Source organism: Pseudomonas sp. ES4 (assembly GCF_050586665.1).
In the GTDB taxonomy this organism is placed as follows: domain Bacteria; phylum Pseudomonadota; class Gammaproteobacteria; order Pseudomonadales; family Pseudomonadaceae; genus Aquipseudomonas; species Aquipseudomonas frederiksbergensis.
The window spans coordinates 359,218-379,720 of the sequence record NZ_JBOBDO010000002.1 but is presented as its reverse complement, the minus strand read 5'-3'; the positions used below and the strand labels follow the sequence as shown (position 1 = coordinate 379,720).

At 54.9% G+C, this 20,503-nt stretch carries 17 protein-coding genes; 7 read left to right on the top strand and 10 right to left on the bottom strand.

Features of this window, described 5'->3' with window-relative positions:
* Positions 1–250 precede the first annotated feature (250 nt).
* The 6 genes from ACQ4OB_RS03910 to ACQ4OB_RS03885 form a co-directional block, all read right to left on the bottom strand.
* On the bottom strand, positions 251–1,402 hold the full coding sequence (locus ACQ4OB_RS03910) for an MFS transporter (protein WP_102614258.1): 1,152 nt from the start codon (positions 1,400–1,402) through the stop codon (positions 251–253).
* Positions 1,403–1,502: 100 nt separating this feature from the next.
* Positions 1,503–2,537 (bottom strand): GlxA family transcriptional regulator, encoded by a 1,035-nt coding sequence (locus tag ACQ4OB_RS03905; protein WP_430955166.1) that lies wholly within the window; start codon positions 2,535–2,537, stop codon positions 1,503–1,505.
* A gap of 47 nt (positions 2,538–2,584) precedes the next feature.
* Positions 2,585–3,934 (bottom strand): MmgE/PrpD family protein, encoded by a 1,350-nt coding sequence (locus ACQ4OB_RS03900; protein ID WP_430955165.1) that lies wholly within the window; start codon positions 3,932–3,934, stop codon positions 2,585–2,587.
* Between the two features lie 86 nt (positions 3,935–4,020).
* A complete protein-coding gene (gene proX, locus ACQ4OB_RS03895; protein WP_430955164.1) occupies positions 4,021–5,064 on the bottom strand; it encodes a glycine betaine/L-proline ABC transporter substrate-binding protein ProX in 1,044 nt (347 codons plus the stop codon).
* 69 nt (positions 5,065–5,133) lie between these two features.
* A complete protein-coding gene (gene proW, locus ACQ4OB_RS03890) occupies positions 5,134–6,138 on the bottom strand; it encodes a glycine betaine/L-proline ABC transporter permease ProW (protein ID WP_223527127.1) in 1,005 nt (334 codons plus the stop codon).
* 8 nt (positions 6,139–6,146) lie between these two features.
* Positions 6,147–7,184: a quaternary amine ABC transporter ATP-binding protein gene (locus tag ACQ4OB_RS03885; protein WP_095631884.1), complete on the bottom strand. Its 1,038-nt coding sequence runs from the start codon at positions 7,182–7,184 to the stop codon at positions 6,147–6,149.
* Positions 7,185–7,633: 449 nt separating this feature from the next.
* Here ACQ4OB_RS03885 and ACQ4OB_RS03880 point away from each other — a divergent pair, with 449 nt between their 5' ends.
* Entirely contained in the window at positions 7,634–8,587 is a 954-nt protein-coding gene (locus ACQ4OB_RS03880; RefSeq protein WP_173860435.1) for a LysR family transcriptional regulator, read from the top strand.
* A gap of 146 nt (positions 8,588–8,733) precedes the next feature.
* Here the strand turns inward: ACQ4OB_RS03880 and ACQ4OB_RS03875 are convergent, their stop codons facing one another.
* Entirely contained in the window at positions 8,734–9,969 is a 1,236-nt protein-coding gene (locus ACQ4OB_RS03875) for an aromatic ring-hydroxylating oxygenase subunit alpha (RefSeq protein WP_102614262.1), read from the bottom strand.
* Positions 9,970–10,759: 790 nt separating this feature from the next.
* Here ACQ4OB_RS03875 and ACQ4OB_RS03870 point away from each other — a divergent pair.
* The 4 genes from ACQ4OB_RS03870 to ACQ4OB_RS03855 all read left to right on the top strand — a co-directional run bounded on the left by ACQ4OB_RS03870 (position 10,760) and on the right by ACQ4OB_RS03855 (position 15,642).
* A complete protein-coding gene (locus ACQ4OB_RS03870; RefSeq protein ID WP_102614263.1) occupies positions 10,760–11,671 on the top strand; it encodes a dihydrodipicolinate synthase family protein in 912 nt (303 codons plus the stop codon).
* On the top strand, positions 11,664–13,181 hold the full coding sequence (locus ACQ4OB_RS03865; protein WP_430955163.1) for an aldehyde dehydrogenase: 1,518 nt from the start codon (positions 11,664–11,666) through the stop codon (positions 13,179–13,181). The genes ACQ4OB_RS03870 and ACQ4OB_RS03865 overlap by 8 nt, the downstream gene beginning before the upstream one ends.
* Positions 13,178–14,524 (top strand): NAD(P)/FAD-dependent oxidoreductase, encoded by a 1,347-nt coding sequence (locus tag ACQ4OB_RS03860; RefSeq protein WP_430955162.1) that lies wholly within the window; start codon positions 13,178–13,180, stop codon positions 14,522–14,524. The genes ACQ4OB_RS03865 and ACQ4OB_RS03860 overlap by 4 nt, the downstream gene beginning before the upstream one ends.
* A gap of 200 nt (positions 14,525–14,724) precedes the next feature.
* A complete protein-coding gene (locus tag ACQ4OB_RS03855; RefSeq protein ID WP_430955161.1) occupies positions 14,725–15,642 on the top strand; it encodes a DMT family transporter in 918 nt (305 codons plus the stop codon).
* Between the two features lie 103 nt (positions 15,643–15,745).
* Here the strand turns inward: ACQ4OB_RS03855 and fdhA are convergent, their stop codons facing one another.
* The 3 genes from fdhA to ACQ4OB_RS03840 all read right to left on the bottom strand — a co-directional run bounded on the left by fdhA (position 15,746) and on the right by ACQ4OB_RS03840 (position 18,768).
* Positions 15,746–16,945, bottom strand: a complete 1,200-nt coding sequence (gene fdhA / locus ACQ4OB_RS03850) for a formaldehyde dehydrogenase, glutathione-independent (RefSeq protein WP_102614267.1) — start codon at positions 16,943–16,945, stop codon at positions 15,746–15,748.
* A gap of 287 nt (positions 16,946–17,232) precedes the next feature.
* Positions 17,233–17,988, bottom strand: coding sequence for an SDR family NAD(P)-dependent oxidoreductase (locus ACQ4OB_RS03845; protein WP_102614268.1), 756 nt, complete (start codon positions 17,986–17,988; stop codon positions 17,233–17,235).
* A 12-nt stretch (positions 17,989–18,000) separates the two neighbouring features.
* Positions 18,001–18,768 (bottom strand): SDR family NAD(P)-dependent oxidoreductase, encoded by a 768-nt coding sequence (locus tag ACQ4OB_RS03840; protein ID WP_095942149.1) that lies wholly within the window; start codon positions 18,766–18,768, stop codon positions 18,001–18,003.
* 242 nt (positions 18,769–19,010) lie between these two features.
* Here ACQ4OB_RS03840 and ACQ4OB_RS03835 point away from each other — a divergent pair, with 242 nt between their 5' ends.
* Positions 19,011–19,718, top strand: coding sequence for a TetR/AcrR family transcriptional regulator (locus tag ACQ4OB_RS03835; RefSeq protein ID WP_095632016.1), 708 nt, complete (start codon positions 19,011–19,013; stop codon positions 19,716–19,718).
* Positions 19,708–20,484, top strand: a complete 777-nt coding sequence (locus ACQ4OB_RS03830; RefSeq protein ID WP_430955160.1) for a pyrroline-5-carboxylate reductase family protein — start codon at positions 19,708–19,710, stop codon at positions 20,482–20,484. The genes ACQ4OB_RS03835 and ACQ4OB_RS03830 overlap by 11 nt, the downstream gene beginning before the upstream one ends.
* Positions 20,485–20,503 lie beyond the last annotated feature (19 nt).

The following is a 20,503-nucleotide window of genomic DNA, read 5'->3' as shown; positions in this document are numbered from 1 at the left end:
TTCGAGCGGCTGGCCTCATCAGGTCGATTACTGGACGTAGCAATGCTCGCAGGTGGCTGGTCACTTTTTCAAAAGACAGGAACGAAAAAGCCCTGAATAATCAGGGCTTTTTCGTATAAATATGGCGGAGGCGATGTCCGCTAATTTGACGTATTTCGAGTTCTATTGATGTCTGGCAGCTTGTCCGAGAATCTTGAAGTCCCGTTCTGTTCGGGGTGACAGCATGACCTTTACCTCTGAAAAGATCCGGTTAATTGCGAAGTAATCGCGCTGTCGCACTGACAAAAATCAGCAAAACACTCACGCAGCCCAGAGCAAATGACAAGGTACTTAGATGGGCGACCGCCCCGATAAATACTGGTCCTATCAGAATCCCCGTGTAGCCCATCGAGATGACAGCGGGGATAGCTACCGCCTGTGGCATACGTTGCTGGCGGCCTACAGCAGTAAAGAGCACAGGGACAATGTTTGAGCATCCAGCACCGACCAGAGCGTAGCCAATCAAGGATGCGGCCCAGCCATCGATTCCAAGCGACACGATCATGCCTGCGGCTGCGCAGAGTCCGCCAAGTGCAACGACGCGCACGCCTCCTAGTTTGATGACGATGGCATCTCCTGTCAGGCGACCCACCGTCATCGCAGCGGCGAAGGATGCGTAGCCCAAGCCGGCGATGCTCGGCTCTAACCCTCGGTTCGAGACAAGGAAAACCGCGCTCCAGTCGAGGATTGCGCCTTCGGTGAGGAAGACGATGAAACAGAGCGCCCCTAAAAACAGCACGATACCCCTGGGCACCGCGAACATGGGTCCACCCCGTTCAGTGCCGTAAGTCAGCAAAGCCGGCGCAGCCTTGTAAAGCGATCCCAGAACGGCGGCAACGATACAAAGCGCCGCAATCAATGGATCCAGCCCGAAGGTCAATAAAGCAGTCATCGCCCCGGCGCCCACTATGCCACCGACGCTGTACAGTCCATGGAAGCCGGACTGAAGTGCCTGGCCGCTGTTTTTTTCGACAATGACGGACTGAATGTTCATGGCGCAATCCAGCATGCCCATGCTGGCGCCGAAGAGAATGACCGCGATCACCAGGCCCGGCAGCCACGCCACGGTGCTCAATAGCGGAAGAAGGGCACACAAGACAATCGTCGCCCAGATTACGACCGGTCGGCATCCATAGTGTGCAGTGAGATAACCAGCGAAGGGCATGGCCACGATAGATCCACCGCCCAGGCCAAGCAGCAACAACCCTAGGCCGCCATCGTCCAGGCCAGCGCGGGCTTTAACCAATGGGACCAGAGGCGCCCATGCGGACATGAGTAAACCCGCGATAAGGAAGGCGATGCGTGTAGACATCCGCTCGCTGTGGTTAGCCGTGGGTACCAACACGGGCGATGGAGCATTCATAGTTCTCGGTAATCCTTATCGATGATGCTAGCCATCGTTTGTTGGGCTTAGACAGTACGGGTTTCTTGTGTGTGCTTGGCGGGCCGAGGTTTCGGAAAACCTAGCGCCTGCGCTCATACGTTGCTCTATAACTACTTGGCGCTACGCCAAAGAAGTCACGAAAGCGCAAATGGAAATTGGCGAAACTACAGAAACCGGTCGCTATCGCGATATCGGTGATGGGCCGATTGCTCTGCAGAATAAGCTGCCGCGCTCGAGTCAAGCGCAGCTCAAGGTAGTAGCGTGTGGGCGTGGCCCCCACGAAACGGCAGAAGCGACGCTCTAATTGTCGTCGGGAAATGTTCACACACTCAGCGACTTCGTCGATGGATAACGGCTCTTCAATGTTCTTTTGCATCAGTTCTAAAGCAAGCTTCAGGGTTTGAGGCAAGGTAGGGTCAGAGTCAACGATGACCGTCGATATCCCAGACACTTCAGCGGTCTGATCACAACTGAGTATTTCCTCGACAGCATGGGTCAGCGAGACGCTTTGTTTAGTAGTGATGAGCTCGAGCATCATGCGTAACGAGCTGCTGGCGCCAGCGCACGTGATACGGTTTTTGTCAATTACGTGAGTTCGACAAGAGACCAGGACTTTGGGGAAAACATCCTCCATCATCGCTCGTCCATCGGGATGGAAGGCGCACTCGACACCGTCCATTAGCTGAGCTTCCGCCAGGAAAAATGCACCGTTCCACAAACCTCCCATCGTCGCGCCAAGAGAGGCGACGTTACGCAGCTTGCGTCGTAATAGTGGATCGCTGACCAGCTTCACTCGTAAACCACCGGCGACAATGAGAACGTCGATACGATCCGGTAGTTGTGACAGCTCCAAGTCTGCTGAAATCGCAATGCCCAAATCGCTCATTACCAGACGGTTTTTGATGCCGACAGTCAACACCTCAAATGCCGGTGTCTCGCTAATCAGGTTGGCGGTCACCAGCGCATCGATAGCGCCGGTGAACGACATCATCGAGAAGTTGCTCAAAAGCACGAAAGCTACACGAGTCACCGCCTGCGGCTTTATTGGTTTCTCTGCCGTATAGGAGTACCCCATGTTCTTGTCTTTGAGCACGCTCTCGAATACGAATGGCATAAATCCTCTTTGACACCTGAACGAATAGCTAAGAAACCGTTGCGGATCTACGCAGCGGTTTTTGGAGCAGACAGCAACAAATCAAAGAATGATTGGCAGTCATCGCTACCGGGCAATGCTTCAACACTGTTTTTGATGGCATTGCTGAGTGTGGTTCCCAAACTGTCATCAGCCAGTAAATGGTATTTAGCGGTGAGTTCGTCACTCGACATAGGGTTGCCGGGGTCGCCCTTGGCCGTCGCGGTTGGGCTCGTAAGACGCGTGCCGTCTTTCAGGGTAACCGTGACGCGGGACAGAATTTCCTCCGGGAACCTGGTCGACAGGTCAGGCGCCTCATGAAGGGTGATTTTCTCGCTGATGCTCAAAATGTCTGGTGCATGAATGGAATCACCGGTGACCTCTTTTGGCCCCAGCTTCCCGCGAACGATCAAGGCCGCCAGCGGGAACGCCAGCGCATACTGGGCTTCGTCCGCGTTCTTCGGAAAATGCCCCTGCAAGCACACAGACTCATGGAATGTTTCGACATCTATGGTCTCTATCAACTCTGCAGTGATGACCGGATGTGCTCGCATCAAATCGGTCATGGCGGTGAGTGCCGGTTGCGCCCAGCGACATACCGGCCAAGGCTTGAAATATTGCTTGTCGATCTCCCAACGGGTTCCAATGTCCTGCCAGAAAGTGGAAATCTCCAACGGTTCAACGGTGGCGGCTGGGGCGCCAGTGACACCGAGCTGCGCCATCAGTAGTGCGTTCAGTCCGGCATACGCCCCGGCGCCGTGGGCATCACGCAACATTGTCGGAAAGCTCACCAGGCGCATCATCGGGCATCTCGGGCCGAAGTATTCTGCGATACCCAGCGCATGACGGAATGTCGCTTCATCAAGCTTCAGCAGGCGGGCACCGGCGCAAACGACCCCGATTCCGGAAAAGGCGCCTGAGGCATGATATTCAGGAGCGGTGGCCATCAATGCCTGGCCCGCACGCAGGGCGGTCTCGTAACCGATGCACAGTGCGCTGAGGAACTCCTCGCCGCTGATCTCTTTGCCCTGGCTGCGATACGCGTCAACCAATGCAACAAGGGCCGGGACAACGGTTGCACCCGCATGTCCCTTGGAGGTGAAGTGACCTTCATGTGCATCCAGGCTATCAACGCAGAAACCGCCTGCATACGCAGCGCCCAATGGATGCACGGCTCTGCCGTCGAACCAAAGGCGGCTGGACAGCTTGTTGGCAGAGTAGTGGGTGTCAGCGTAGGTTTTGAGCATCACGCTGGTTTGATTGTCGCGAGCACCGGCGGCCACACCAATGATGTCGAGCAGGCAAGTTTTAACCAACTCGCGTGTATGCAGGGGCGCGTCCTTGTAACTGAAATTCTGGACGAATGAATACAACTGCATTTCATGATTCCTGAATGATGAACGCCGAAACGGATAAAAAGTTGCCCGGGGAAGGGCAACCTTTTATGCAGATTTAAATGACGGGATTAATTTTTTGCGGTGGCGGTATTAGCCGCGGCTCGTGCGTCTACCAGCCAGCTGTTGTATTTCGCGTGATGGGCCGCGATCCATTCTTTGGCGTGACGAGTAATGTCAGCTGCACTTTTTTCACCATTGTGCATTTTGAGATTTTGCGCGCTTTCATCGTCAGTAGAGATCTGCATTTCAGACAGGAACTTCACGGCAGCCGGATTTTTCTCGGCGAACTCTTTGTTGATGACCGCTCTGACACTGTCGACCGCGAAACCAAGGTTTTTACCGTTGAAGGTAGTGTTGACATCGTTTTTACCACCTGGAAGATCCGTACGTGGCACGGTTAACCAAACAACATCTTTATCTTCGATCAGAACACCGGAGATCCACTGAGGTACCCAGGTGTAATAGAGAATCGGCTTGCCTTCTTTGTAACGAGCAATGGTGTCGGCCATCAGGGCAAAATAGGAGCCCTGGTTATTTGTGACAGTCTTATCCAGGCCATAGGCTTTCATATGGTGGGCAATGATCAGCTCACAGCCCCAGCCGGGGTTGCAACCAGTCAGGTCCGCTTTACCGTCACCGTTACTATCGAACAGCTTGGCAATCTCTGGCTTTTTCAAATCATCGAGAGAGGTGATGTGATACTGGTCAGCCGTTTTCTTATCGATCATGTAGCCCTGTAGTACGCCCGGCATAATATTGCCGGTTTTCACCATCGCTTCATCACCGCCGGCCTTAGCGTAGAACGATTTGTGCAGTTCCTCCCACAGATGAACCGAGAAATCAGCGTCACCATTGGCAATCGCAATCATCATGGTGGAGTATTCGGTTTCCTTAGGCGTCTGAACGTCGTAGCCCAATTCCTTGAGCCCCGCCATTGCGATCTCTCCGCGAAATCGCTCTTCGGCAATTGACGGGAAAATCGGGGTGATTGATACACCTTTTCCGGGCTCCTGCGCCGTGGCGGCTGATGCGAAAACAGGGGAGACCGCTAGTACTAAAAGCGCCACAGAGTGAATGAATTTCTGTTTTATTCCGAAGGTTGTGAAGTTCATTATCGTTTGCCTTGGCTGGATTAAAGAAGTTGGCATTTCTTTTGGTTCACGACGCGCCGCTTAGCGGAGTTAGCTTTCTTTAGGACTGACTTCTATTTTCATGACAGTGTTTTTTCTTTTCAGGCGATAAATGACGCCCGCCGGTCCTGTCTGGTACCAGTGTTCACCTTTGGTTGCCCTGTTACTGCGTTCGCCCATTGCCTGGGTCAGTCGGTCGAGGAAAATCGCCAGCAATACCAGACCCAATCCACCGACGGTTGCCAAGCCCATATCGAGGCGGCCAATCCCTCGAAGTACCATCATCCCCAGTCCACCAACCGATATCATTGAAGCGATCACCACCATGGACAGTGACAACATCAATGCCTGATTCAGACCCGCCATGATCGTCGGTGCAGCTAAGGGAAGTTGAACCCGCCTCAGCATCTGGCGTGGGGTGCATCCGAAAGCCCGTGCAGCTTCAACCTTGTCTTCCGGTACCTGGCGAATGCCCAGATTGGTGAGCCTGACCAGTGGTGCGACCGAAAAGATGATCGTGACCAGTACTCCCGGTACGTTACCGATGCCAAACAGCATCACCACGGGCACCAGATAAACAAATGCAGGCAGTGTTTGCATTGCATCGAGTACCGGGCGCAGAAGCATCTCTAGTCGGTCACTTCGGGCACACAGGACGCCCAGCGGAATGCCAATAACTGCACAGAAAAACAGTGAAGTGAGCACCAGGGCGAGGGTGATCATGGCGTCATTCCATACGCCGATCACTCCTAAGAGAGTGAGGGTGACGAAACAAAGTATGCCTATCTTTTTCCCTCCTATCTGCCAGCCGAAGAGCGTTGCAATAATAATGAATATTGACGGAGGAATAGCCAACAATCCGAACTGAATACCATTAAGTACTTGGTCGATTGGCCATCTTATCGATCGGAAAACCTCGCGGAAATTATGAACCAGAAAGTTAAGGGCAACTTCTACCCATTGGCCCAAAGGGACGTTGATGGATTGAAAGGGGTCTAGGAAATTGAATTCGTTCATGTCATCACCTGAATGTCCGAGCCTGGCAAGCCAGCAAATAGAGCCTGTTAGTGTCGGCTCATTGTTTGAAGCAGTAGGCTCTTGGAGATCGTGCCTTTGAACACACCCTGGCGATCGAGCACGGCAACTGGATTAACGGCATCAGCAACGATGTGAAAGACGTCCTGCAGAAGTACATCGTCGCGAAGCGTAGGAGTGGAGTGATCCATGGCGTACGGATGCTCTGCGCAAATTTTGGCGACATCACCCGCCTTGAGGATCTTCGAGGCATCAAAGCCTTTGAAGAAAGCTCTGACGTAATCGTTCGCTGGGTTGCAAAGCAGCTCTTGCGGGGTACCGATCTGAACGACCTGACCACCCTCCATGATCGCGATGCGATGGCCGATGCGAATAGCCTCGTCAATGTCATGGGAGATGAAGATGATGGTGCGATGCTGTTCTGCCTGCAGACGGATCAGTTCGCCCTGCATTTCGTGGCGAATCAGTGGGTCGAGTGCCGAGAAGGCTTCATCCATCAGCAGGATGGCGGGATCGTTGGCCAGCGCTCGGGCTAGACCTACCCGCTGCTGCATGCCGCCGGACAGTTGATGCGGATAGCTGTAGGCGTGGCCATCGAGCCCCACCTGTTTGAGTGCCTCGAGTGCACGTTTATGCCGTTCACTTTCCTCGACACCCGAGATTTCCAGGCCGAAAGCGACGTTGTCGATCACACTCATGTGGGGCATCAGGGCGAATGACTGAAACACCATGCTCATGTCTTTGCGACGAACGCTGAGGAGATCAGCATCTGACAGACCGGTGATTTCCTGGCCGTTGAGATGGATGGTGCCCGAGGTCGGTTCGATCAGTCGGTTGAACAGCCGAACCATCGTCGACTTTCCAGAGCCGGAAAGTCCCATGATGACGAAAATCTCACCGCGTTTTACGGAGAAACTGGCATCAAAAACGCCAACGACTTGACCGGTTTTGCTGAAAATTTCATTCTTGTCAGCACCGCGAGCCAGCATCTCCATCGCGAGCTTTGGCTGAGTACCAAAGACTTTGTAAATGTTTTTTACCGAGAGTATCTCGTCACCAAGACTCATAACCCCTCCTGCTGCAATTACGACGTAAGATCAAGAATTTAGGTGTACGTGTCTTGATCAGTTAAGACGGTGCTTGTGGGGGCAGACAAAATGGGAGACAGATTGGGAATTAGTCATTGTGACCATCCTCTTTATTATGTGATGTTTATTATTTTTGTTTTATCGGCGCTGAATTAAGCAGTTCCTTGAGAACCAAGTTATTACCTAATAGGGTCAGCGTCTAACAACATTTCTTCCCGCCAATCAATAACGTGATGTTATCAATCATTTAAATAGGTCAAATTGCGACTGCGACAGTGCTAGTTGCGAAGAACACTGCCGCTGGGCCTGTCTTAGACCCACTGTTTCAGCTACGCTCCAGTGTAGGCTCTAGGTGGAACCCTTCGGCCGGATCTCATCCCTAACGGCCCTCCGAAGGGCCCCAAACCGGATATTCAATACTCTAGGTTATGGTTAAGCACATCGATCCAGACATGACGCTGCTGAAAATGCCGTCTCTGAAAGCAGTGAAGTCATTCGTAGCCGCCGCCAAATATCAGAGCTTTACGCGTGCGGCTGAAGCGCTGTGCGTTACCCAAGCGGCAATCAGCCGTCAGATTCGGGAGCTTGAGGCGTACCTTGGGGTGGATCTTTTCAAGAGGGTGGGTCGAGCGGTCGAGTTGACGGAAGCCGGGTCCATCTTTTTTGATGCGGCACAGCTATCTTTCGTCAATATTTCCCAAGCGGCGGAGCGCATTCGCACCAACAATGCAGGCAAACGCACGCTGACGCTTTGCTGTTCTCCCGCGTTTTCAGCCCTCTGGCTCGCAGCGAAGCTGCCGGGGTTTTTTACCAAGAACGCAGACATCGACCTCAATCTGGTAACCACTCAAAACTTTTTGTCGATGGAGCCGGGTGTAACTCCGGACATCTTCATCACCAAGATGGCCAGGATTCAGGATGGGTATCGTAGCTATCCGTTGTTCCATGACGTCATCTACCCGGTGTGCACGCCTCGTTACAAAGCGGAGCACCCTGAGCTATCCAGCCTGGAAGGATTACGCGACGGGGTTTTGCTAAACCTCAGCCCCTATGGCAGATCCCAGGTAGCGGAGCACGTCGACTGGGGTGTTTGGCTGGCTTATCACGATGTTGATATCGAGAAACGCCCCCACGACAGTCCTCACGTTTTCAACGCGAATGACTACAACCTGGTGATTAGCATGGTGTTGACACACCAAGGTGTAGCGCTGGGCTGGAATCATCTGGTCGAGAACCTGATCGAAAACGGCACGCTGATTCGGCCGATCGACGAGGAAGTGGTTCTCCATGAAAGCCAGCACTATCTGACATTTCGTGAAGACCGGATCAATGACGACGCCTGTTGCCGGCTACGCGACTGGATTCTGGCCCAGTTTTCCTGAGCCGTTTAGAAGAAAGGAAGGCGGCCGTGATTGAGCAATCACTCGAGGTGCGGGGAGCTCCACCGCCAACAGGTATTGCTCAAGGCAGAACTGAAGGGGATGCCGGTGGTGATCATTCATGATTCTCACCACCGGCAGTGTTGCACTTAGCCGACAGATCTTAGCGGGATAGTGTCATTGAGCTGATCAAGCATCGTTTTGCAGTACCAATCATCAAATTGACACACACCAATTTCGCTGGCTACCGACAATGGGCCAGGCTCATAAGCAGGAGAACTGACGCCGACCTGTGCCCCTTCAACCAAGGTGCGATCCTGGTCATTGGTTGCAAGCCAAACCTTGGTGAGGTGATCGATGTCGTAGTCGACACCTTCTTGCGCGTCCTTCTTGACGATCCATTTTGTGGTGACCAACGTCTCGCCCGGACCAATGGGCAGTACGCGGAAGCTCAGCGCGTGATCGCCTAGAAAGTGGTTCCAGGTTGATGGGTAGTTGAAATACAGCAGCGCTCCGATGTTGGCTTCTCCGGTGGTGTCCAACCGGCCAGCGACCGCAGGCTTGCCATCCATTGTGTAGCTGACAGCCCCGGAAAACAGGGGGATGCGCGTCATTCGGAAACGACCTTTATCATCCATGACCAATCGGCTAGGCAGACCTGCCGCCTCGCAGCGATCCCAGTGCTCTTTGAGTTCGGGATCTTCATCGCCGCCGGCGCCACCCACCGATGGGTTGTCCACGAATGAGTGCATCAATTCCGGGTGAGTACAATCGCAGTGGTAGCACTCACGGTTGTTCTCGAAAACCAGTTTCCAGTTGCCTTTCTCAATGATGTTCGACTCAAACGCGACTTTGCAGTCGTCCAGGTTATGAGGCGCAACGAAAGGGGTGACGGATTTTCTGAACGACGAAAAGTCTGGGGCGACCTCTGCAACGCACACATAGATGTACGTTTCGACGACCTCACAATGCACCGACTTCAACCCATGCTGAGACTTGTCGAAATCGTCCCCCATGTTCCCGGCGAAAAGCAGTTTGCCGTCCAGCTCGAATGTCCATTTGTGGTAAGGGCACACCAGTTTGGCAACTTTGCCGCTGGCTTCCGGGCACACCTTGGAACCGCGATGGCGGCAGGCGTTGTGGAATGCACGAATCTGCTTGTCTGCGCCGCGCACGATAGCGACAGGGTAGTCGCCGATTTGCAGCGACAGGTACTGACCTGACTTCTCCAGCTCAAATGTGTGCCCTGCGAAGATCCAGCTTTTGTGCCAGATCTGTTGCAGATCCTGCCTGTAAACGTCTGGATCGCTATAAAGGGCACCTGGCAGCGCGTGGTCAGGCTTGCGCTGCGCGATAAGATTTGAAACTGCCGATTTAGTGCTCACGGTCAACACACTCCAAAATACCAAGGGGGCGAAACGTTCAGCCTGCTCAGCGAGGTGAGGCCAAACGGTCTTGAGTTCGCAGTACCGTCTGAGGATGCAAGCCCATCAAACTGTGCTGCTTCTATCCGCGAACCGGAACGGTTTACCACGTCCAGAAAGCGCCTTACGAAAAGTGTGCCTTCTTGGATGGTGGTGCCATCCGTGCACTCATTTCGTTCAAGTCCTTACTCATGCAGACATTTCCGGAATGCCAATGTTTGCATCAATAGCTATATTTCTACATCACCTTAATTCGAGCCTGGGAAACCAGATCTTAAATTAATGAGACGACTGTACGAGAAAATCTTTATCCAATGTATCGGTAGAATATCGCTGTTGTAAGGCTACGACGGCAATCGTGCGTCAACAAGAAACATTTACTCTTATCAATGCATAAACAAATGTTATCGATTGATGCCGCCGCTTCGGCGATGATTTTTTATGTTGTTGAATATTAAGGGAAATTAATTTTATTGACTGAAGGATTTACCCTTTCAGAAAGGTATGCGGCAGCAATACACACTATTGACCACCTTCTTGGCGCATGCGAGTCTGGATTCAGCAGTCCACCGCACTAGTTGGTAACACAGCCTCTGCAGGTCATTTGTGAAAGCAGAAAACTGCTCTTTGCAGGGACTTTAAACGTCAGGGCCTGTGTCCCGTGAAACATGGAGTTTTTTATTGCGCCTCAAGGCATCAACGCTGACGCGCTCGTTTATCTTCCACCTGACTCGCATTCGGAGCATTTATCTTGAAATTTGAAGGTATTTATACGCCAGCAGTAACTCCTTATAACTCGGACGGGGAGATTGACTGGAATGTGTACTCGCAAGTTTTGGAGTCGCTGATTGAGGCTAAGGTGCACGGCATTATTATCGGCGGGTCGACCGGCGAGTATTATGCGCAGACCTCCGAAGAACGCACCGAGTTGGCGGCCTACGCCAAAGATGTGATCGGCACTCGGGTGCAACTGATCGTCAGTACCGGGGCGATTCGTACCGAAGATGCGGTTCAGTACGCCAAGGATGCCAAATCGATCAAAGCTGACGCCATTCTCGTCACGTCCCCGCCTTATGCGCTGCCAACCTCACAGGAAAACGCGATTCACGCGCTCACTATCGATCGCGCGGCGGACTTGCCGATCATGCTTTACAACTATCCGGGGCGCATGTGCGTTTCGATGGACGAAGAATATTTCACGCGTGTCAGCCAATCGAAAAACGTTGTCGCCATCAAGGAAAGTTCTGGCGACATGGGCCAGGTGCATAGGCTGGCCCGGCAGTTCCCCAACATCGCCTTGTCCTGCGGATGGGACGACCAGGCCCTTGAGTTTTTTGCCTGGGGCGCCCGCAGTTGGGTGTGCGCAGGTTCCAACTTTTTGCCCAAGGAACACGTTGCGCTTTATGAAGCCTGCGTGATCGAAAAGAACTTCGACAAAGGCCGTCAAATCATGTCGGCGATGATGCCGCTGATGAATGCGTTGGACGGTGGCAAGTTCGTGCAGTCGATCAAGTACGGCTGCGAAGTTGCGGGATTGAAAGTCGGTAACGTGCGCCTGCCATTGCAGCCACTTGAAGCGGACGAAAAACAGAGTTTCGCGTCGGTCATTACAGAACTCAAACGTAACGTAGCCAACATTTCTTCGGGAGCCAGCCATGGGTGATCTTCTGAGCAAGGCCGAATATGCCGCTCTGGCCAAAGACATTTCGTTGCCATCCAAGGCGTTCATCAATGGTGCGTTTAAACCTGCGCTCTCTGGCAAAACCTTCGCCACGAACAATCCGGCGACCGGTGACTTTTTGACCGACGTTGCAGCGTGTTCGTCCGATGATGTCGACTTCGCAGTGAGCAATGCCAAGGAGGCCTTTGAGGATGGACGCTGGAGATCTATCTCTCCTCGGGAGCGCAAAGCGGTTCTGTTGAAGTTTGCAAACCTGCTTGAAAGCCATCAACACGAACTGGCCGTCCTCGAAAGTCTCGATAGCGGCAAACCGGTCAGTGAATGTCAGTTGGTCGACATCCCGGACACCATCCACACGATCCGCTGGCACGCAGAACTGATTGACAAGATTTATGACAACACAGCACCGGTTGGCAGCGACGCGCTGACCATGGTAGTCCGGGAGCCGATCGGCGTGGTGGGCTGTGTATTGCCCTGGAACTTCCCGCTGCTGATGCTTGCCTGGAAAATCGGTCCGGCGCTTGCTGCGGGCTGTTCGGTCATCGTCAAACCTGCTGAACAAACCTCGCTGACTACGCTGCGTGTCGCTCAGCTGGCGTTTGAAGCCGGTATACCCGCTGGTGTACTCAACATTGTCACCGGCACGGGTAAAGACGTTGGTGAGCCCATCGGTTTGCATAACGATGTCGACATGGTCAGCTTCACCGGCTCCACCGCGACCGGCCGCCGTTTCCTGCATTACGCCGCCGATTCGAACCTGAAACGCATCGTCCTTGAGTGCGGCGGAAAAAATCCGGCCGTGGTGATGGACGATGCCCAAGACCTGGATCTCGTCGCTCAGCATGTCGTCAATGGCGCATTCTGGAACATGGGCGAAAACTGCTCCGCGACTTCACGTCTGATCGTCCATGCGTCTGTTAAAGACGAGCTGCTGGAGCGCATGGGCGCCTACATCCGCGAATGGAAGATGGGTGACCCACTCGATCCGCAGAATCGCGTAGGGTCGCTGGTCAGCCCAGAGCATTTCGCAAAAGTGAAGTCGTACCTTGAGCACGCCACCGCCGGAAAGCTTCAAGTTGTTTACGGTGGCGCGACCCAAAACGGTGCCTTTGTAGAGCCAACGGTGATTGACGGTGTTGGTCGAGACGACCGGCTGTTCCAGGAAGAGATCTTCGGCCCGATCCTTTCGGTCACCACGTTCAACACGATCAGCGAAGCCATTGCGTTGGCCAATGACACGGTCTACGGCTTGGCCGCCTCGGTATATACAGGCAGTCTGCGGCGGGCAATCAAGTTGTCGCGGGAAATTCGCGCGGGCATCGTTACCGTGAACTGCTTTGGTGAGGGCGACGCATCGACACCATTCGGTGGCTACAAGGAGTCGGGCTTCGGCGGTCGGGACAAATCCATTTTCGCCCATGACCAGTACACCGAAATCAAAACCATCTGGATCGATGTGTCTGATCGGTCGGACGAAGAGACCGAAAAATGAGCGCCCATACCATCAAGCGCCTGCCGGTAGATACCGGGGTTTCAGGTTGGGAGGCGATTTCCGCACGCACTGCGCCTGTCCGCATGCTTGATGGAAACGTGACGGCGGATTGGCTGATTATCGGTGCCGGTTTTGCTGGCCTGTCCGCTGCTCGCAGGCTTTCACAGTTACACCCGGGTGACAGCATTGTTGTGGTCGATGCTCATGAAGTCGCCAAGGGGCCGGCGGGCAGAAACTCTGGTTTCATGATCGATGTGCCGCACAGTCTGTCGTCCGGGGAATACTCCGTGGCGAGCGAGTCTGCAACGGCCCTGGAAATCACGCAAAATCGTTTTGCGATTGCATTTGCCGCTGAAGCTGCGCGGGAGTACGGCATGTCCGCCGACACCTTCGACCCTTCAGGGAAGATCAACGCGGCCGCCACTGAGCGGGGATTGAAGCTGAACGTCAATTACGCTCAATCCCTTGAGCGCATTGGCGAAAAGTTCGAGATGTTTGATGCCGCGCAAATGCGTGAAATCACCGGGTCCACCTATTACCACGGTGGGATCTACACTCCCGGCGCGGTGATGATTCAACCCGCGCAATACATTAGAGACCTGGCAGCAGGGCTCGACGGGAAAATCACGCTGTTCGAGCGCTCTCCGATTATTGAGTTGACCAAGCAGGGAAGCGGTTGGAGCGCTCGATCTCATAACGGTACGGTGCACGCACCCAAGGTCATCCTCGGGGTTAACGGGCACATTGAAAACTTCGGCCATTATCAAGGGCGCCTGCTGCACGTCTTCACTTACGCGTCCATGACGGCGGCATACAGTGATGATGAATTCAGGAAAGAGGTGCCGGGCAAAGCCAAGTGGGCGTTGCTGCCGGCTGATCCAATGGGAGCGACCGTTCGCAAGATCTCTTCAGACGGTCTCTCGCGAATTGTCATTCGGACAAAGTTCACCTATGAACCGAGCATCCAAGTCACTCCAGAGCAGGTAGCTGCGGTGGCTAAGGAGCAGCGTCACTCCCTGGATGCGCGCTTTCCCGAGCTGAAATCCACGGCGTTGGAATTCAGTTGGGCCGGCCGCCTGTGCTTAAGTCGTAACAGTGCTGCGGCATTTGGCGAGATTGAAGAAAATCTGTATTCGGCATGTTGCGAAAATGGACTGGGTACTGTGAAAAGCACCCTGGCAGGTGTGATGGCTGCGGAGTTGGCATCGGGCACGCGTTCGGCGTTTCTCGATAGCTTCTGTCACGCACCAGGCCCCAGCAAGCTACCACCTAAAATAATAACGAAACTGGGCGTCAGTTCGGTTATTCGCTGGCATGAGTTTTGGGCCGGGCGAGAAGGTTAACAAATTTAAGTTGTCGGACTTTCCAATAAAGGCCGTTTAACAAGTCACTAATAAGAACGGAATAATCCATGAGAAATATCTGGAAGGCATCCTGCGCGCTCGCGCTTGTGGGCGTGATGAGTTTTGGTTACCGGCCTTCGAGAGAAATGCGAATGGCGAAGTAAAAAACAGGCCGTTGCTGAAATTTTAAGGAGGAGGGCATGGCCGAGTTGCGATTGAAGAGCGACCGAACAAAAAATACTGCGCCCACTGTCGCCGCTAACCCTGGGGTCGCGAGACCACAACTCGGGATCTTTCTATGCCTGCTTTCAATGCTTATCTTTGCGAGCCAGGACGGAATAACCAAGGTGCTTGTCAAAGACTTCCCGGTCGCCCAACTGGTCATGATGCGCTATTGGGTGTTTGTCGTTTTTGCACTCGGATATGCCGCCTGCCACGGTAGGGCAAAAGCGTCGTTTCGCAGTAAGCACCCCTGGCTGCAAATCATTCGAGCGTTGCTGGCTGTGGGTGAAACCGTACTGTTTGCAGTGGGGCTACGATATTTGGGCCTGGCCGAAATGCATGCACTCTATGCCGTATTTCCGCTGATGACACTGGCATTGGCGGGGTCGGTGCTTGGGGAGTTCATAGGGCTGCGGCGCTGGGTTGCTGCGGCGATAGGGTTCACCGGCACACTGATCATTCTCCGACCAGGCGCGGGCGTCTTTGAACTCGCGGCGCTGATCCCCCTGCTGGCTGCTTTGGCGTTCGCGGTGTTCAACGTATTGACGCGCCGGATTAGCCAGCACGACTCCTTCGCAACGAACATGCTCTACATGGCAAGTGTGGGTGCCCTGACGGTCACATTTGCGGGGCTGCCTGCATGGGTGACTCCGACTCCAGTCCAGGGCCTCTTGATGGGGATCCTGGCATTGACCGGAGTAGTCGCACAGATTCTCTTCATACAAGCACTGAAATACGCGACCGCTTCTTCCCTGCAGCCGTTCAACTATGCGCTTCTGGTGTTCGCCACGTTGATTGGTGTGATCGTGTTTGCCGAGCGCCCGGACACCTGGGTGGTTGTCGGTGCTGCGTTGGTGATTATTGGTGGGCTGTATGCGATTAAGGCAAAGGCGTGAACGCACCTGAGTGTATGAAGTAATCAATGCGTGGTTGGTTTTCAGGGCGAGGCACGGCGATAAAAAAGGGCAGCTCAACGCTGCCCTTTTCCCAACCTACCCCTTAGGCCGCGCTAAACAGCTTGTGCGGGTCCATGACAAATTTCTTCGGCACCCCGGCGTCGAACTCGTGGTAACCGCGCGGCGCGTCGTCCAGGCTGATCACTTGCACGCCGACGACCTCGGCAATGTGAATGCGGTCCCACATGATCGCCTGCATCAGCTGGCGGTTGTACTTCATCGTCGGGGTCTGGCCGGTGTGGAAGCTGTGGGACTTGGCCCAGCCGAGGCCGAAACGGATGTTCAGGCTGCCATGCTTGGCGGCTTTGTTGACCGCGCCCGGGTCTTCGGTGACATACAGACCGGGGATACCGATATTGCCGGCGACCCGCACCACGCCCATCAGCGCGTTGAGTACTTCGGCCGGGGCCTCGTGCTGTGCGCCGTCATGGCCGTGGCCACGGGCTTCGAAGCCCACCGCATCGACCGCACAATCGACTTCCGGCTCACCGAGCAGGTCGGCGATTTGCTCGTGCAGTGGAGTGTCCTTGGTCAGGTCGGCGATCTCGAAGCCCTGAGCCTTGGCATGGGCCAGACGCAGTGGATTGACGTCGCCGACGATCACTACCGCCGCACCCAGCAGACGGGCGGAGGCGGCGGCAGCCAGTCCGACCGGACCGGCACCGGCGATATACACCGTGCTGCCAGGGCCGACACCGGCGGTCACCGCGCCGTGGTAGCCGGTCGGCAGGATATCGGAGAGGCAGGTCAGGTCGCGGATTTTCTCCATCGCCTTGTCGCGATCAGGCAGCTTCAGCAGGTTGAAGTCGGCATACGGCACCAGCACGTATTCGGCCTGGCCGCCAACCCAGTCGCCCATGTCCACATAGCCATAGGCACCGCCGGGGCGCGCCGGGTTGACCGTCAGGCAAACGCCTGTGTGCTGTTCCTTGCAACTGCGACAACGGCCGCAGGCGACATTGAACGGCACCGAGACCAGATCACCGATCTGCACGTTCTCCACGTCGCGGCCCTTCTCGATTACCTCGCCTGTGATCTCATGGCCAAGCACCAGCCCGACCTGGGCCGTGGTCCGGCCACGTACCATATGCTGGTCGGAGCCGCAGATATTGGTCGAAACCACGCGCAGGATCACGCCATGGTCAATGCGCTTGCCGCGCGGGTCTTGCATTTTCGGATAGGGGATGGTCTGCACCTCGACCTTGCCTGCGCCGAGATACACGACACCACGATTACCAGACATGATTTCACCTCGCTTTTGTTGTTGTGAGAACACGGCCCTTGTACTGCGAAGGGTCGCGTGGCCTTACAGTGCGGCGGTATATGTCTTGCGTTTGCGCGTGAATGCAGATTGGTTGGAAGTCACCTTCCAACGACGCATGATTAGCAGTCATCGTATCGATCCTACGCCTGGTATCAGTACCCGGCGAGAGCATTTAGCACCCATTCGCCACCAGTTTCAGGACGCTCAACTGTGCATACGCGAACTCTCGAGGCATCGTCAGTTTCGACCGAGCTGGGCGAATTCGATCAAAACGGCAGTGGTAGTTTCGCAGTGCGCCCACCATCCACCACCAGCACCTGCCCGGTGATGAAGGCCGATGATTCGGAGGCCAGGAAAACGACTGTCCCGCCAACATCCGCCGGCAATCCGGTACGCCCGACCGGGTGAAGGCGCAGGAGTGCCTGGCGCGCCGCACGCGGATCAGCTTGAGCGGCGAGGTACGCATCACTCAACTCGGAATTGATCCACCCTGGAGCAATGGCATTGCAGCGGATCCCGTCCCGGCCGAGATCGATTGCCAAGGCTCGGGTCAGCCCATGGATGCCGGCCTTGGAGGCACAGTACGCGGCATGTTCAGGGTTGGCGCCTATCCCTTCGATCGACCCGATGTTGATGATGCTGCCACCGCCTCGATGACGCATCTGAGGCACCAACGCCTTACACAAGAATGCTGGCGCCCGCAGATTGACTGCCATCATGCGATCCCAGTCCTGCTCGTTCATATCATCAATGGATTTCTCGAACATGAACCCGGCGTTGTTAACCAGGACATCGATTCCGCCAAGCTGCTCCTGGGCGAACTTGGCAATCAAATTGGGTGACTCCATCGAGGCGAGATCAGCCTCGACGAAATAGACTTGAGGGTGATTTTGCAAGTCGGCGTCCAGTGCCTGACGCTGAGCGATCAACACAGAAGCTCCCGCCTCAAGCAATTGTTCGGTGATGCCTCGGCCAATCCCTCTGCCGCCCCCGGTCACCACTACATTTTTACCGTTGAGCATCGCTACCTCTCCTTAGCCGGATACCGGCTTGGCGCCTGTGACTTCTACCGTTTCACCGGCGATGTACCTGGCCTCGTCGGACGCCAGAAATGCGATGACATCCGCAATGTCTTCAGGCTCGGCGATGCGGCCTAATGGCACGCTCTTGTTCAGTTCTTGCACGGCTTTGTCCGGATCCAGGCCGCGACGCTCAAAGCCGCTGCGTATCATCGGGGTGTTGATTTCGTGCGGGCATACGGCGTTGACACGGATGCCCAAAGGGGCGCAATCGCGGCCCAGATTTTTGGTTAATGCCGCAACAGCCCCTTTGCTTGTGCAATACGCCACATGAGCGGGGCCGGGATAAATGCCCCAGACAGATGATGTGTTGACGATTGCGGCGCCCGGGCGATTTTTCATGTGCGGTATCGCGGCACGGCAAATGAAGAACACCGCATTCAGGTTTACGCCCATGGCGTCGAACCACATGTCGTCGGTGGTTTCCTCAATCGTGCCGCGGGGAATGATGCCCGCATTGTTCAATACGATGTCGATCCCCGAAAAAACATCGACGGCCGTTTGGACAATCGCTTCGCAATATTCTTTTCGGCGTAAATCGCCTGCCACGTAGTGGACTTCTGCGCCCAGGTCACGGACTTTGGCGGAGATTGATTTGCAACCGGCTTCATCAAGATCAGACAAGACAAGCTTGGCGCCTTCTCGGGCGAACAATAGTGCTAGCGCCTGTCCGACACCGCCGGCAGCGCCGGTAATGACCACCACTTTATTATTGAATTTCATAGGGCAACCTGCCTGAAGTTTTTGGCGCAGCCATTATTTGGTTTCAATGGATCGCAACGTCCAACAACTTTTTTACTGGGCCAAAGGATGACGTGGCGTTATCCAAAAAAAATCGCGCGCGCAATATCCTCTTGGCATGGCGAACATATGTCTAAAAAATGTACGCCGATGTACATGCCGTGTACGCCACAGATTCCGAGGTGTACAGTGACGAAGAATTTTCAAAGAAAGGTGCAACCCGAATGTCACAGACAGGAAGGGCGAAAACCAAAGCGCAGGACGCAGGCTGGCGAGGCTCCGTCGATGGTTGGCTGGATGCCGCTTACGATGCTCTCAAAGAGTCGGGTGTGGATGCTGTGCGGGTGATGCCGCTGGCCAAGCGTTTGAATTTGTCTCGTACCAGCTTCTACTGGTTCTATGAAGATCGAGAACAGCTGCTAGCGGCACTCCTGGCTCGTTGGCGGGACAAGAACACCGGCGGTATGGTCAGCCAATGTGAGAGTTATGCAGAAAGTATTTCCGAAGCGATTCTCAACGTCTTCGAGTGCTGGCTGAACCCTGAGCTGTTCGACTCGCAGTTTGAATTTGCCGTGCGCAGTTGGGCGCTGCAATCGGACGAAGTCAAAGCTGAAATCGCTTTAGCCGATGAAGCGCGGATGAATGCCCTGGCCGCGATGTTCCGACGGTTTGGTTACGACGTCGAGGGGGCTGACGTTCGGGCCAGGACGATCTATCTCACACAGATCGGCTACATCTCGATGAAAACCAATGAAGATATTGTCGTGCGATTTCGACGGATTCCTCAGTACGTGAGCGTGTTTACCGGCAAGGTACCGAAGCGTCGCGAGCTGGACCGCTTTTATGGAAAGTTCGGCTACGCAGAAAAAGAGCCCGGTGTTTTCGTTCCCTTGGTCGATACATTCGAGGAGTCTCCTGCCGATGGAGAATAGAACCCTGGGTATCATTGGGGGCACCGGCTGGCTCGGGCGCGCAATCGCGCAGGCGCTCCTTGAAAGCGGCTTCATCAAGCCTGACCATTTGTTGATCTCGAACCGCTCCGGCGTCAGTGCTTTCGAGCCAGGCGTGAGGCTGCTGGCCGACAACCAGCAGTTGGTGGACCTCAGCCATATTGTCGTGCTGTCCATCCGGCCGGAGCAGTTTCGCGAACTGCTGATCAACGCCCGCGGCAAGTTAGTGATTTCTCTGATGGCCGGAGTTCCGGCGGCAGTCATCAGCGCGGCAACCGGTGCAGATGTAATCGTGCGGGCCATGCCGAATGCGGCCGTGGAAATCAAGCAGTCGTTCACGCCCTGGTACTGTGCCGGAAACCTTGTTGAGCGCGACCGCCAATGGGTGCAGCGACTGTTCGAGTGCGTAGGTTCGGCGGACGAAGTGCCTGATGAAGACTGTATTGATTATCTCAGTGCATTGTCCGGGACTGGGCCGGCCTTCCCGGCGATGTTGCAAATGGCACTGACTAATCAGGCGGTGGCTGCGGGAATTCCCCTAGCCATCGCGCAGCGCGCTGCACAAGGCGTGGTGGTGGGGGGAGGCCAGATGCTTGCCAGCCGCGATCCGCGACAAATGATTGAGTCGTTGATGGCTTATCGTGGCGTGACGGCGGCAGCGCTGCAGTCGATGGCCGATCAGAACATCGAGTCCATTGTGGGGACGGCGGTAAAGGCCGGCGCTGAAGTTGCGCGTCGGGGAATGTAGCCAGGGCAGGGGATTGACA

Bases quoted from the DNA above. Each gene is read 5' to 3' on its own strand.
- ACQ4OB_RS03910 (WP_102614258.1), bottom strand. From the start codon at position 1,402: ATGAATGCTCCATCGCCCGTGTTGGTACCCACGGCTAACCACAGCGAG.
- ACQ4OB_RS03905 (WP_430955166.1), bottom strand. From the start codon at position 2,537: ATGCCATTCGTATTCGAGAGCGTGCTCAAAGACAAGAACATGGGGTAC.
- ACQ4OB_RS03900 (WP_430955165.1), bottom strand. From the start codon at position 3,934: ATGCAGTTGTATTCATTCGTCCAGAATTTCAGTTACAAGGACGCGCCC.
- proX (WP_430955164.1), bottom strand. From the start codon at position 5,064: ATGAACTTCACAACCTTCGGAATAAAACAGAAATTCATTCACTCTGTG.
- ACQ4OB_RS03885 (WP_095631884.1), bottom strand. From the start codon at position 7,184: ATGAGTCTTGGTGACGAGATACTCTCGGTAAAAAACATTTACAAAGTC.
- ACQ4OB_RS03880 (WP_173860435.1), top strand. From the start codon at position 7,634: ATGGTTAAGCACATCGATCCAGACATGACGCTGCTGAAAATGCCGTCT.
- ACQ4OB_RS03865 (WP_430955163.1), top strand. From the start codon at position 11,664: ATGGGTGATCTTCTGAGCAAGGCCGAATATGCCGCTCTGGCCAAAGAC.
- ACQ4OB_RS03860 (WP_430955162.1), top strand. From the start codon at position 13,178: ATGAGCGCCCATACCATCAAGCGCCTGCCGGTAGATACCGGGGTTTCA.
- ACQ4OB_RS03855 (WP_430955161.1), top strand. From the start codon at position 14,725: ATGGCCGAGTTGCGATTGAAGAGCGACCGAACAAAAAATACTGCGCCC.
- fdhA (WP_102614267.1), bottom strand. From the start codon at position 16,945: ATGTCTGGTAATCGTGGTGTCGTGTATCTCGGCGCAGGCAAGGTCGAG.
- ACQ4OB_RS03845 (WP_102614268.1), bottom strand. From the start codon at position 17,988: ATGCTCAACGGTAAAAATGTAGTGGTGACCGGGGGCGGCAGAGGGATT.
- ACQ4OB_RS03840 (WP_095942149.1), bottom strand. From the start codon at position 18,768: ATGAAATTCAATAATAAAGTGGTGGTCATTACCGGCGCTGCCGGCGGT.
- ACQ4OB_RS03835 (WP_095632016.1), top strand. From the start codon at position 19,011: ATGTCACAGACAGGAAGGGCGAAAACCAAAGCGCAGGACGCAGGCTGG.
- ACQ4OB_RS03830 (WP_430955160.1), top strand. From the start codon at position 19,708: ATGGAGAATAGAACCCTGGGTATCATTGGGGGCACCGGCTGGCTCGGG.